The following is a 12938-nucleotide window of genomic DNA, read 5'->3' as shown; positions in this document are numbered from 1 at the left end:
CGTAATTTCGGCATGTCGTATCTCAATAAGATACACCACGCTTAAGTTAACAAATTATGAGGCTAAGGTCAATATTTAACCGTTGGAAGTACTTAGACTAGATCGTTTCTTTGGTAGCAACCACTTCAGCCGGAATCTTCAAATGGTCTATTGCTGCCGGCTCCGAAGGAGCGGTTGGGATTGCCTTTTTGGTAAAGCCTTGAATGAGCTGCTCAACATCGATACCTGACACACTCTTCAGCATTTCAGGAGCTGTTGACATAAGCTCGGTCACGTAATTGCTGACTCTTGCAGCCCCTTCTCCCTTGCCTGTATCTACAACAGTAAGCTTGTCGATGGAGGAAATTGGCTGTGCGATACGCTCGGCAAGCTCAGGCAGCATTTTTACAATGATGTCGAGGACAGCCGCTTCGCCGAACTTCTGGAATGCTTCTGCCAGTTTCTCCTTCGCTTCCGCTTCTGCAAGACCCCGCAGACGGATCACCTCTGCATCTGCTGTACCTTTTGCACGCTCAGCATCTGCCACGGCCTGACCTTCAAGACGCTTCTGTTCAGCTGTAGCCTTTGCTTGTGTTTCAATGGAATATTGCACGGCATCTGCTTCCCGCATTCTTTTGGCCTTGTCGGCTTCTGCCGCCTGCTCTACCGCATAACGATCTGCCTCGGCTTTTTTCTTCACTTCTGCATCATATTGCTTCTCACGTACTGTAATTTCTTTTTCCTGAAGATCAATTTCGCGCTCTTTGCGCACGAGCTCTACCTTCATCTGCTCCTCAACCATCGTCTGTCTCGCCCGGGCTTCCTGAATGTGATACGCTTGGTCAGCTTCGGCTTTGGCAGTATCTTGCTCTTTCTTAAAGGATGCGACCTTCAGCTCTTTTTCTTTAGCTGCTTCTGCGATATTCGTATCCCGCAGCAGCTCCGCCTTCTGCCCTTGTTCCTCTGCATTCGCTTTCTGGATTCTCGCATCTCGAACAGCTTCTGCCTCTGCAATCTCAGCATCCCGTTTCACCATGGCAATTCGGGGCTTACCGAGTGCATCAAGATATCCGTGCTTGTCGCGTACGTCTTTGATTGTAAAAGAAACGATGGTCAAGCCCATCTTCTTCAAATCTCTTGCCGCCACGCCTTGAACCTCTTGAGCAAATCGATCCCGGTTACGGTACACTTCCTCGACCGTCATTGAGCCGAGAATCGCACGCAGATGCCCTTCGAGCACTTCCTGTGCTTCGCTTTTTAGAGCTTCAATTGGTTTACCAATAAATTGTTCTGCCGCTGTAGCCACATCTTCGATGGAGCTGCCGACCTTGATGATGGCTACACCATCTGCAATAACCGGTACTCCTTGCTCCGTATACACTTCAGGGGTTGTTACATCGAGCTTATGAGATAGTAGCGATATGAACTCCGACTGCTGGAATACCGGCCATATAAAAGTACCCCCACCACGAACAATCTTTATTTCCCTTCCTGATTCATCACTGGATATATTTTTCCTTCCAAGAAAAGACCCGGTTACGATCATCGCTTCGTCTGGACCTACGGTCTTGTATCTCGCCCAGAAGGCAATCCCCAGGATTAAGATAACAACCACTACAATTGCGGGAATAAGTAAAGATTCTTGCATGAAATCTGGCATTCTCATCTCTCCTCTAAGTATAATGGGTTTTTACTACAGACTGTCTAGCTCCGCTACACGAAGCACGCCATCCGCAACCTCCACAACCACGACTCTGGTACCTGCCATAATCGGTTTGGCTTCGAAGCTGGAGGCTGTATGAAGGGTATTTCCACTTACGAGCTTAATCATCACTTCGCCATATCCCTTCTCTGGAACGGGAACGGTGATCTCGCCAATCTTTCCAGCAAGCTCTCGCATGGAAAAACCGGTCGACACCTCGCTGTTTCGTGCAGGCCTTATGTAAGCAAAAAACACAGTCAACGCTCCAAGTATGCCGAACAACAGGGATAGCAGCACATGTCCTGCTGTATTCAGCTCGGTATACTTCATCAGCAAAATACCTGCTCCCCCAAAGGTAGTGATGGCACTCGCAATGACTGTGGAATTCAAAAATTCTACCCCTGCCAGTTCAAATGATCCCTCAAGCAAACCATCAAACAGATCTCCGAACAAGACGCTAACAAGTGCAAATATGGCGCCCCCAATCAGGCAAGCCCAGTATAACGTCTCCATAGTTCACCTCCCTCAGATCTTAGATGCACATGTCAATATATACGTATGTATTAGGTAAATGTTTCAAAATTATGAAGAGGGAGCTAATTGAGGTGTGGATAAGGAAAGTGAGCATAGGATCAATAGCTGCGGTTGACGGATTGTTCCTCAGATCGCAAATTGCCTTTGGATTCTCTTGATCTTATCAAACATTCAAAGGTTAGAAGTCCAAAGACAAAAAGCGAACGCTTCGCTTCTTCTGTAACAATTCCGTCCTCCTTCGCTTACCCATGCTCTCTTTAAATATCTGGACCCAGCTCAATTACCTCCCTGGACGGAGGGTAAAGCGGTAGGAGTGAGCACAGGATCAATAGCTGCGGTTGACGGATTGTTCCTCAGATCGCAAATTGCCTTTGGATTCTCTTGATCTTATCAAACATTCAACGGTTAGAAATCCAAAGACAAAAAGCGAACGCTTCGCTTCTTCTGTAACAATTCCGTCCTCCTTCGCTTACCCATGCTCTCTTTAAATATCTGGACCCAGCTCAATTACCTCCCTGGAGGGGAGGGTAAAGCGAAAGGAGTGGACATGGGATTGTCGCTACGGTTGACGGATTGTTCCTCAGATCGCAAATTGCCTTTGGATTCTCTTGATCTTATCAAACATTCAACGGTTAGAAATCCAAAGACAAAAAGCGAACGCTTCGCTTCTTCTGTAACAATTCCGTCCTCCTTCGCTTACCCATGCTCTCTTTAAATATCTGGACCCAGCTCAATTACCTCCCTGGAGGGGAGGGTAAAGCGAAAGGAGTGGACATGGGATTGTCGCTACGGTTGACGGATTGTTCCTCAGAACATTTTCTTATTGCATGCCAAACAGCCCTTTGCAATATTAAACAAGAGCAAAGGGCTGTTGGTTATGTTTTTTTACAAGGATGCTTTATAAATTTCTACTACATCCTCGCGCTGTAATTTGTTGAAATTACCAAACGGTCCAAAACGCATCGCTTTATCCGCCATCACATCAATTTGACTCGCGTCAATATCATAGTCTGCCAGACGGTTTGGTGCGCCGATGCTTGTCCAGAATGAGCTCAGTGCATCGATTCCTTCAAGTGCAATCTGCTCATCGCTCTTGCCTTCCGGATTCACATCAAACACATTAATTGCAAGACGCTTAAATCGGGATACATCCACATGCAGGTTATGCTTCATCCAATTCGGGAACAGGATCGCAAGCCCTCCGCCATGCGGAATGTCATAAACGGCAGACACGGCGTGCTCAATATTGTGCGTAGCCCAATCGCCTGCAAGTCCCATGCTCAGTATATTGTTCAGCGCCATCGTACCACAGTACAGAATGGTTTCACGCAGCTCATAATTCTCTAGCTCGTTAATTAACTTAGGAGCCGTCTCGATCACTGTACGAAGGATTGTTTCACAAAAGCCCAATTGTACTGGAGTATTCGTATCCAGATGGAAGTAATGCTCCAATGTATGGGACATCATATCTACCATGCCATACACCGTTTGATCTTGAGGTACGGAGAAGGTATGTACCGGATCAAGAATTGAAAAGGCAGGGAATACTAGCGGACTTCCCCAGCCCAGCTTCTCCTGCGTTTCTTGATTCGTAATAACCGAGCCGCTGTTCATCTCTGAACCTGTTGCGGCCATCGTCAGCACTGTAGCCAGCGGCAATGCGGCTTCCGGCTTCGCCTTACGCTCTGCAAAGTCCCACATGCTGCCATCATATTTGGCACCGACGGCAATGGCTTTGGCACAGTCAATTACACTGCCGCCGCCAACAGCCAGAATCAGATCAATGTCGTGTTCTTTGCAAAGGTCTGCTCCTGCATGTACGGTAGACAGACGCGGATTAGGCTCAACACCAGCCAGTTCATGAACCTCAGCTCCGATTTCAGACAACAGCTGAATAACTTGGTCATAGAGACCATTGCGTTTTATACTGCCACCGCCGTAAACAAGCAGCACTTTGTTCCCGTATTTAGGGACTTCGGTTTTTAGAGCTGCAAGCTGACCTTTACCAAAAATCAGGCGTGTAGGATTATGAAATTGAAAAGCTCTCATTGTAAGATTCGCCTCCAAGCATACATTTTGATAGTGATACACTTCTTATTATAGGATCATTTGTTTCCAAAAAACAAACTTCCGCATCGTTCCTAAAAAAACAAAGCCCACCCCTAATCAAGGGACAGGCTTACATAGCAATTAAAAATAATGTTCTATTCCGTTATTCCGTGTAACCCAGATGCTGTACAAAGCGACGGAATGCTTTTTTACCAGCTTCATCTCGTTTGTAAACACCGGCGTGCTCGAGAATTTGAGCGAATTTATTGCCCGCCTCTTCTTGCACCCGGGCCACAGCTGCTTCCTTAGACAGCGCAGCACCGTACTTCTCAATCAGTGCGTGGATCCATTCTGTATGCTTGTGAAGGTCTGAAGCTTCATCGCCGACAGCTGATTTTAGAAGCTCATCATCACCTGTCAAAATATTAGCGATAAGATCCAATTCTTCTTTTAGTCGTCCAGGCAGAATCGCGAGGCCCATGACTTCGATCAGACCGATATTTTCTTTCTTCAGATGGTGCATTTGGCGATGAGGATGGAAAATTCCCTCCGGATACTCTTCACTTGTACGGTTATTGCGGAGAACGAGGTCCATCTCATATCCCCCGTCTGCCGCACGCCGCACAATCGGTGTTACGGTATTGTGAGGTATTTTCTGTCCATCCTGCTCTGTATGTGACAGAATATCTACTTCTGGATCACTGTATACCTTCCATGCCTCATAAATATCATTTGCCGCTTCAAGTAAGACCGCTTGATCCTTGGATGAGAGTCTCAGCACAGACATCGGCCATTTTACAAGACTGAGTGAAACGCCTGGAGCCGCATCATTATGGAATACAGCCTCCTGTACCGCGTTTTGAATCGCAAATGTATGTCTTCCACCTTGGAAATGATCATGCGTTAATATGCTTCCGCCCACGATGGGAAGATCTGCATTAGAACCGATGAAATAGTGAGGATATTGATCCACAAATCCAAGCAGGCGGCGCAGCGTATCCTTTGTCAGCTTCATTGGCACATGGTCATGATGGAACACGATACAGTGCTCGTTATAGTAAACATAAGGAGAGTATTGGAATAACCACTTCTCATCATTCAGCGTAAGCGGAATGGTTCTCAGGTTCTGACGTGCCGGGTGATTAATCCGGCCTCTGTAACCTACATTCTCACGGCAGAGCTGACATTTAGGATAAACAGGCGGCGGAAGCAGCTTAGCCATCGCAATTTCTTTTGGACTTTTTTCCGGCTTGGACAGGTTAATCGTAATCTCGATATCCCCATATTCCGTAGGCTGCTTCCAATACACGTTCTTCGAGATGCGATCCATTCGAATATAGTTGGAATCGATGGACAGTTCATAGAACCGGCTCGTTGCGGCCTCTATTCCCTTCTCTGCTTGAATCTCACGGAACTCCCGAATCACTTCGGAAGGACGAGCCATCACCAGTCCCATGATCTTCGCATCCAGCAAATCCCGATAAGTATCCGTGTTCTCCGGAATAAGCCCGATCTCATAACCGTAATCAATCAGCACATCAATCAGCGGCTGTGGTCCAGACAGCTCAGATTCATCCAACGTACCTGCATAGGGCTCGTCAAGATCAAACAGACTGAGCAGCTGGTTACGGCTATAGTCATAATCCGCATCCTCGATCAGACGACGTCTTGCTGCAAACAATACCAATCGTTCAATGGCATGAAGCGCTTCCTGTGCAGCGGATGACTGCTTATTCTGTTTCTCTCCTGCATTCGTATTCACGTTCATCTCTGCCATTTACTTACTCCCCTTTTTGGTTAGTGCTGTACCCATCCGGATGGGACTGATGCCAGCTCCAAGCACTCGCAATGACCTTGTCCAGATCTGTATATTTCGGTTCCCAGCCAAGCACTGCCCGGGCTTTATCTGAAGAAGCAACCAATATCGCAGGGTCACCTGCACGGCGCGCTTCCATGACGACCGGAATGTCGAGGCCCGTTACTTTCTTCGCTGTTTCGATCACCTCTTTGACGCTGAAACCTTGACCGTTGCCGAGATTGAACACGTTACTCTCTTCACCCTTGCGCAGATAGTCCACAGCACGAAGGTGCGCATCGGCAAGATCACTTACGTGGATATAGTCACGAATACAGGTTCCGTCTTCCGTAGCATAGTCATCTCCAAAAATCGCAATATGCTTGCGCTGCTTCAAGGCAGTCTGAAGCACTAGAGGAATCAGATGGCTCTCCGGCTGGTGATCTTCACCGATCTTGCCGCTGTCATGGGCGCCGGCTGCATTAAAGTATCGAAGGGATACATACTTGATGCCAAGCACTTTATCAAACCAGGACATCATGCGCTCCATCATGAGCTTGGTCTCACCATATACATTGGTAGGCTCTGTGCGGTCGCTTTCCTCAATAGGTACTTTTTCAGGCTCACCGTACGTTGCCGCAGTGGATGAGAAGACAATTCGCTTAACGTCTGCATCCTTCATCGCCTCGAGCAGAGACAATGTGCCGAACACATTGTTGTCATAGTATTTTCCCGGATTCTGCATACTCTCGCCGACAAGGGAATTCGCTGCAAAATGGATGACTGCATCAATCTCGTTCTCGGAGAAGAGTCTTGCGAGAAGCTCCTTATCCCGAAGATCTCCCTCGTACAGCTTGCCGCCAAGAAGAGCCTCCCGGTGACCTGTCTGCAAATTATCAAGCACAACCACTTCCTCACCGCGCTCAAGCAGCGCGGCAACGGTATGAGAACCGATATAACCTGCTCCACCTGTTACTAGAATCGCCATTTTCTTACGCCTCCCCTTTCAATTCTTTAACGCCGTCGCCCACGCCGCATACATAGAAATCTCCAGTGAGTCCAGTCCGTTCCTTGTACGCTGCACCAACCTCCTGCACAAACCGATCCACATCGTTCTCATGCACAAGGGAGACGGTACATCCACCGAAGCCTGCACCTGTCATGCGGCTGCCGAGTGTACCTGGAATTTTGCGAGCCTCTTCAACCATCACGTCGAGCTCCTCACAGCTCACTTCGTAGAGATCGCGCAACGAATCATGAGAAGCATTCATCAGCTCCCCGAAAGCTTTGAGGTCCCCGCTGCTAAGTGCATCTACTGAGGCCAGCACACGAGCATTCTCTTCCACAACGTGCTTGGTCCGTTTCTTCAGAATTTCATCTCCCAAGGCTGACTCCAATTCGCTGTATTGTGCCGGAGTAAGCTCCGCCAGATAAGACAGTGAAGGCAGCTGCTCCTTTAGAATAGCAAGGGATTGATCACATTGCTGACGTCTCTCGTTGTAAGCTGAATCTACAAGACCGCGGCGTTTGTTCGTGTTGCCGATAATCAGCTTGTAATCTCCAGTACGGAATGGCACATGCTTGTATTCAAGTGTATCGCACATCAGCAGAATCGCATGGTCCTCTGCACCGTTCGCTACCGCAAACTGGTCCATAATGCCGCTGTTCACGCCTACATACTGGTTCTCAGCGCGCTGAGAGAGCAGTGATATTTCAACTGTGTCCACCTTGCCTCCTTCAAGCGTAAGCAGCGCGTATGCAGTTACTACTTCGATCGAAGCAGAGGAAGATAACCCTGCGCCGTTCGGAATCTCCCCATGGAACATCAGGTCGTAGCCCTTAGTGATGCTCGTGCCTGCCTTAATGATTTCTACCATTACACCGACAGGATAATCGATCCACTCGCCTGATTTTTCCTTGCCGATATCCTCCACCTTGATTACCGCTTCATGCGAAAGGTTGGTGGAATAAAAGTGGATCTCGTCATCCTGACGTTCGCGAATGATCAGCGTTGTTCCGAATTCAAGTGCGGCGGGGAGAACATAGCCTCCGTTATAATCGATATGCTCACCGATCAGGTTCACACGTCCTGGCGCGTTAAACACGCGGATTTCAGCAGAATTTTCACCATATTTTTCAATAAACTGTTGTTTGAGTTGTTGTACGTTCATTAACCTTCACCTCTTTGTAAAAGTTGTTTTAATCTTAATTAAAGTATACATGGAAGCGTTATTAACGGTAATGTATGCATGTGTTCAATCTATGGACAAATGTGACTACGGATAACTTGAATACATGGAAAACACTGGTTCCATTCATATGTACTCCCTGCTTTTTATGGTATACTAGTGACGTGATACCTATACTTTTACGTACAAATTATTGCTCTGCAGGTCCGCTTGCAGAAGAAAGGAATCCACGAATAATGCAGGATTCATATTCAGTAGCTTCCAATCCCGTCGATTACGAGAAAAGTCCGCTGCACGTCCTCTTCGTTGGCGAGAGCCAAACCAAACCGGGACATGCCCTCGGACCGAAAATATATGATTATTACCTTCTTCATTATGTGGAGTCAGGCAAAGGTGTTTTTCGTACAGAGAGCCGCACATACCACTTATCCGCAGGGCATATTTTTTTGATTCATCCTTCGGAGCTGGTCAGTTATGTATCCGACGAGGAGGAGCCCTGGCGCTATCGCTGGATGGCCTTTACGGGCAAGGAGGCCGATAAGCAGGTGAAGGACGCCGGGTTCAGTCTTGATCAGCCAGTGATTACAACCATGCAGGACAGTAAAATGTCGACACTCCTATCCACGATGCAAAATGCTTTCTTCGAGAAAAAAGAAAGTGCTCATCTCACCTCCATCGGCTGTTTATATCTGATCTTTGCTGAGGCCAAAGAAAGACTCGTACTGGAATCCGCAGTAGCCATGACGGATTCTCAGGTAGGCCGGACGGTGAAGCAGATGATTCAATACATGTCGACTCAGTATGCCCATCCGATCTCCATCGAACAAATGAGTGCCAGCTTGGGTTATAATCGCGCTTATTTGTCCCGTATTTTCAAAAAAGAAATCGGACTCTCGCCAGTCACGTATTTGCTGAAGCTGAGGATTGATAAGTCCAGACAGCTGCTCAGAGAACGGCCTGAGCTGTCCATAGAACAGATATCTGCCTCTGTCGGGCTGCCGGATGCCCTGTATTTCTCGAGACAATTCAAACGGTTCTATAGACACTCCCCCAGCGCATATCGCAAACAGATGCAGGAGCAGTCCAATGGAACCTCTCCAGACTGAAGTCATGCGCATCCTTGAGCATATTCTACTTACTAAATAGTAAAAAGCCTGCCTATGAATTTGATCATAAGGCAGGCTTGTTCTTTTGTCACGATGGAAACAATAGAATCAGGCTCGAGTCCTATCCCTTTAGCTGTCTTTACGCAGGATCGATTCAATGTCTGCTAATTCTTCCGGAGAGAAGTCAAGGTTGTTAAGAACCGCCACATTCTCTTCGATCTGGCTCGGACGGCTCGCTCCGATTAATGCAGAAGTCACTCTGCCTTCTCTAAGCACCCAAGCGAGTGCAAGCTGAGCAAGACTTTGACCGCGGGAGGCAGCCACCTGGTTTAAGGCACGCACTTTACGCAGTGTTTCTGGTGTGATCTGATTCTCATTCAAGAAGACAGAGCTGCTCTTCGCTCTGGAATCTTCAGGAACTCCATTCAGATACTTGCTCGTCAGAACCCCTTGCTCAAGCGGGCAAAAAGCAATGCTTCCCACCCCATTTTCCGTCAGTACGTCTTGAAGTCCGTCTTCGATCCAGCGGTCCAGCATGGAATAACGAGGCTGGTGAATAAGCAGAGGAGTGCCCAGCTTATTCAGAATATGTACAGCTTCCTTCGTTTTTTCAGCTGAATAATTCGAGATTCCTACATACAATGCTTTGCCGGAACGAACGATATGATCAAGCGCCTGCATGGTCTCTTCAAGAGGAGTGTCTGGATCAAACCGGTGGGAGTAGAAAATATCGACATAATCCAGCCCCATACGTTTTAAGCTCTGATCCAGGCTCGAGATTAAATATTTGCGTGACCCCCATTCACCATAAGGTCCCTGCCACATATGATAACCGGCCTTCGTTGAGATAATCAGCTCATCCCTGTAAGGCTTCAGATCTTGAGCGAGCACCTGTCCAAACATTTGTTCAGCAGACCCCGGTGGAGGTCCGTAATTGTTAGCCAGATCAAAATGAGTGATTCCCAGATCAAATGCTCGTCTAATCATGTCTCTGCCGTTCTCAAGCGAATTGATTCCGCCAAAATTATGCCATAGTCCAAGTGAAATGGCTGGCAGTTTAAGTCCCGAGCGGCCAACCCGGTTATATTTCATTTCATCATAACGTCTATGATCAGGTACATATGCCATATCTCATCTTCCTCCTGTAATCAATCGAGTAAAGTCTATTCATTCATTTATTTATGATAGACCCAAAACTACAGCTTGACAAGAAAACGTTTACAGATAGTGTATATCATCTTGAGCCTCCGACAGCAAAAGAACCCTCTTTCGTTAAAAAAGAAAGAAAGGTTCATAACAAATGGTTATAATTTTGCGTTGACTTGGTCCAGTACACGGCCAATGGGTTCGGTGATCAGCAGATCAGCCCTGCTGTCATAAGGTGTGGGTGTTGCATTCAGCAAGACCGTATGCTTGCCTTGAAAATAGGTCACGAGCTGTGCAGCAGGCTGAACGGTCAACGAGGTTCCTCCGATGATCATCAGATCGGCTTCGGACAGCGCATCCACAGCATGGTAGAGTGTCGCCTGATCAAGCGACTCACCGTACAGCACGACATCAGGCTTAATAATACCATTACATTTGCTACACTTAGGAACTAATGATTCAGATGCAAATATAGCATCAAGATCATAGAAATGGGAACAATCCATACAGTAGTTGCGATGAACCGACCCGTGAAGCTCATGTACCTTCCCGCAGCCTGCCGCCTGATGCAGTCCATCAATATTTTGAGTGATGACAGCCGACAGCTTCCCTTCCTTCTCCAGACGGGCAAGCAAACGGTGTGCACCGTTGGGCTTGGCATGAGGGTGAAGCATTTTGGAACGATAAAAATCATAGAAAATATCTGGATGCAGCATAAAGAAATCAATGCTTAGCAGCTCCTCAGGTGAGTAGGGAGAATGCTGCTCTGTCTGATAAATCCCGGCAGCAGAACGAAAATCTGGGATCCCACTCTCCGTCGATGTACCAGCTCCGCCAAAAAACACGATTTTCGTGCTCTCACGAATCCACGTTATTAAGGGTTCAAACGCATCAGCCATTTTCTTGCCCTCCCTTCAGCAAAATTTGATCATAATGGGTAATCACGATATCGGCATGCTTCAAATAGGATGTATTTCCTGATGGGACAATGCCGATATTCAATTGAGTACCTGCGCTTCTTCCCATTTGCATATCTCCGTTACTGTCGCCAATGACAGCCAGCTGCTCAGGAGAAAGTCCAAGTGCTATACAAGCCGCATGCACACTTTCAGGATCGGGCTTGCTGCTCGTCACCCGGTCATATCCAATTATAACATCAAAATAGTCGAGAATATTCAGCCATTCAAGATGCAATGCAGCATTTGAAGTTGAATCTGCAGTCACTACACCCAGCAAGAGCCCCTGAGCCTTACAGCGGTCCAGAAACGGAATCAGTCCGTCCAGTGGAATTGCATGATCCTTGCTTATCGAATCGCTGGCTCTGACGCTAATTTCACGAATACAAGTTACTGCATCATTCCAAGGCATACCGGCTGCATACAGCTGCCAGGCAAGCACTGCGGTAGACTCGCTTACCGTCGCGATTGCAAACGGTCCTTCGGCATCATAACCTGCCACCTTTCCTTGGGCATCATATCTGGTCCCCAGCACCTGCTCTCGTTGTCCAGTAAAGCTCTTCCCCATTCCAGCCAGCTGAGCTTCCAGTGCATCCAGCACATAATCTCCCCAAGGAGTCCACAATGCCTCTATGTCCAGAAGCGTGCCATCCTTATCAAATAAAATACCCGAAATATGCGCTTCCTTCTGTCCGACCTTCAATAGAGCGATTTGAATCACTTCCTCTTTCATGACTTAAAAAATCTGACCGAAAGCTCGGTCAGAATTCATAAGGTTTTTTCAACTATTTCTCTTGAACGGCCTTCCGGAATGCATCCATATACTGCTCGGCTTTGCGACGAACATGGGTCATATCGCCGGTCTTGACGGCCTCTGCTGTCAGATCTGAACCGATTCCGACGGCGACCGCTCCTCCCTTGATCCAGTCTCCCAGATTGCTTAATGACACTCCTCCGGTTGGCATAAAGTTCGCTTGCGGAAGCGGACCCTTCATCGTCTTAATAATGGAGGGATCATATACATTCCCTGGGAATAGCTTAACCACATCTACACCAAGCTCCAAGGCCGACTGAACCTCGGCTATCGTCATCACTCCCGGCAGAATAGGGACACGGTACAGATTACACAATTTGACGGTCTCCGGATTCAAGGCTGGGCCTACGATAAACTCCGACCCTGCCATAATCGCAGCACGTGCAGATTGCGGCTCCAGCACCGTCCCAGCCCCGATGATGGCAAACTCCTCTTCATTCGCTGCATTCCAGGAATACTTCTGGCTCAAACGTTCGATGGCCTGCAGTGCTCCAGGTACGGTCAGTGTGATCTCAATGACTTTGATGCCGCCAGCAATCGCCTGCTCTGCCATCTGAACAACCTGTTCGGCCGAATCCGCACGAAGTACAGCAACGACGCCTTGTTCAAACATTTTATGTAACAGCTTTAGTTTTTTCATTGTTTTTATCCCCTTCGTATGATTAATG

The 12938-nt window shown here is 47.6% G+C and carries 11 protein-coding genes; 1 reads left to right on the top strand and 10 read right to left on the bottom strand.

Annotation, left to right across the window (positions count from 1 at the left end):
• Positions 1–97: 97 nt before the first annotated feature.
• The 6 genes from BLW49_RS13675 to BLW49_RS13650 all read right to left on the bottom strand — a co-directional run bounded on the left by BLW49_RS13675 (position 98) and on the right by BLW49_RS13650 (position 8230).
• On the bottom strand, positions 98–1627 hold the full coding sequence (locus BLW49_RS13675; RefSeq protein ID WP_076313565.1) for a flotillin family protein: 1530 nt from the start codon (positions 1625–1627) through the stop codon (positions 98–100).
• A 45-nt stretch (positions 1628–1672) separates the two neighbouring features.
• The gene (locus tag BLW49_RS13670; RefSeq protein WP_076313445.1) at positions 1673–2194 is read right to left on the bottom strand and encodes an NfeD family membrane protein; all 522 of its coding nucleotides are present in this window, start codon (positions 2192–2194) and stop codon (positions 1673–1675) included.
• A gap of 906 nt (positions 2195–3100) precedes the next feature.
• Positions 3101–4264: an iron-containing alcohol dehydrogenase gene (locus BLW49_RS13665; protein ID WP_076313446.1), complete on the bottom strand. Its 1164-nt coding sequence runs from the start codon at positions 4262–4264 to the stop codon at positions 3101–3103.
• Positions 4265–4427: 163 nt separating this feature from the next.
• Positions 4428–6032, bottom strand: a complete 1605-nt coding sequence (locus BLW49_RS13660) for a UDP-glucose--hexose-1-phosphate uridylyltransferase (protein ID WP_256209775.1) — start codon at positions 6030–6032, stop codon at positions 4428–4430.
• A 13-nt stretch (positions 6033–6045) separates the two neighbouring features.
• Positions 6046–7047, bottom strand: coding sequence for a UDP-glucose 4-epimerase GalE (gene galE, locus BLW49_RS13655; protein ID WP_076313448.1), 1002 nt, complete (start codon positions 7045–7047; stop codon positions 6046–6048).
• Positions 7048–7051: 4 nt separating this feature from the next.
• On the bottom strand, positions 7052–8230 hold the full coding sequence (locus BLW49_RS13650; RefSeq protein WP_076313449.1) for a galactokinase: 1179 nt from the start codon (positions 8228–8230) through the stop codon (positions 7052–7054).
• 254 nt (positions 8231–8484) lie between these two features.
• On the opposite strand from BLW49_RS13650, the gene BLW49_RS13645 reads away from it, so the two are divergent.
• Positions 8485–9354 (top strand): AraC family transcriptional regulator, encoded by an 870-nt coding sequence (locus BLW49_RS13645; RefSeq protein ID WP_090725143.1) that lies wholly within the window; start codon positions 8485–8487, stop codon positions 9352–9354.
• Between the two features lie 129 nt (positions 9355–9483).
• Here the strand turns inward: BLW49_RS13645 and mgrA are convergent, their stop codons facing one another.
• The 4 genes from mgrA to BLW49_RS13625 form a co-directional block, all read right to left on the bottom strand.
• The gene (mgrA, locus tag BLW49_RS13640) at positions 9484–10482 is read right to left on the bottom strand and encodes an L-glyceraldehyde 3-phosphate reductase (RefSeq protein WP_076313451.1); all 999 of its coding nucleotides are present in this window, start codon (positions 10480–10482) and stop codon (positions 9484–9486) included.
• A gap of 176 nt (positions 10483–10658) precedes the next feature.
• Positions 10659–11399: an NAD-dependent protein deacylase gene (locus tag BLW49_RS13635; protein ID WP_090725142.1), complete on the bottom strand. Its 741-nt coding sequence runs from the start codon at positions 11397–11399 to the stop codon at positions 10659–10661.
• Positions 11392–12177 (bottom strand): HAD family hydrolase, encoded by a 786-nt coding sequence (locus tag BLW49_RS13630; protein ID WP_256209753.1) that lies wholly within the window; start codon positions 12175–12177, stop codon positions 11392–11394. Before BLW49_RS13630 ends, BLW49_RS13635 begins: the two co-directional genes overlap by 8 nt.
• A gap of 64 nt (positions 12178–12241) precedes the next feature.
• Positions 12242–12910, bottom strand: a complete 669-nt coding sequence (locus tag BLW49_RS13625) for a bifunctional 2-keto-4-hydroxyglutarate aldolase/2-keto-3-deoxy-6-phosphogluconate aldolase (protein ID WP_076313453.1) — start codon at positions 12908–12910, stop codon at positions 12242–12244.
• Positions 12911–12938 lie beyond the last annotated feature (28 nt).

The organism is Paenibacillus sp. PDC88 (genome assembly GCF_900106725.1).
GTDB classification, from domain to species: domain Bacteria; phylum Bacillota; class Bacilli; order Paenibacillales; family Paenibacillaceae; genus Paenibacillus; species Paenibacillus shunpengii.
Note: the sequence above shows the minus strand (reverse complement) of the source record. Positions and strands in the feature narration are given on the sequence as shown.

Coding starts and splice junctions, on each gene's coding strand:
- BLW49_RS13675 (WP_076313565.1), bottom strand. CDS start 1,627: ATGCAAGAATCTTTACTTATTCCCGCAATTGTAGTGGTTGTTATCTTA.
- BLW49_RS13670 (WP_076313445.1), bottom strand. CDS start 2,194: ATGGAGACGTTATACTGGGCTTGCCTGATTGGGGGCGCCATATTTGCA.
- BLW49_RS13665 (WP_076313446.1), bottom strand. CDS start 4,264: ATGAGAGCTTTTCAATTTCATAATCCTACACGCCTGATTTTTGGTAAA.
- BLW49_RS13660 (WP_256209775.1), bottom strand. CDS start 6,032: ATGAACGTGAATACGAATGCAGGAGAGAAACAGAATAAGCAGTCATCC.
- galE (WP_076313448.1), bottom strand. CDS start 7,047: ATGGCGATTCTAGTAACAGGTGGAGCAGGTTATATCGGTTCTCATACC.
- BLW49_RS13650 (WP_076313449.1), bottom strand. CDS start 8,230: ATGAACGTACAACAACTCAAACAACAGTTTATTGAAAAATATGGTGAA.
- BLW49_RS13645 (WP_090725143.1), top strand. CDS start 8,485: ATGCAGGATTCATATTCAGTAGCTTCCAATCCCGTCGATTACGAGAAA.
- mgrA (WP_076313451.1), bottom strand. CDS start 10,482: ATGGCATATGTACCTGATCATAGACGTTATGATGAAATGAAATATAAC.
- BLW49_RS13635 (WP_090725142.1), bottom strand. CDS start 11,399: ATGGCTGATGCGTTTGAACCCTTAATAACGTGGATTCGTGAGAGCACG.
- BLW49_RS13625 (WP_076313453.1), bottom strand. CDS start 12,910: ATGAAAAAACTAAAGCTGTTACATAAAATGTTTGAACAAGGCGTCGTT.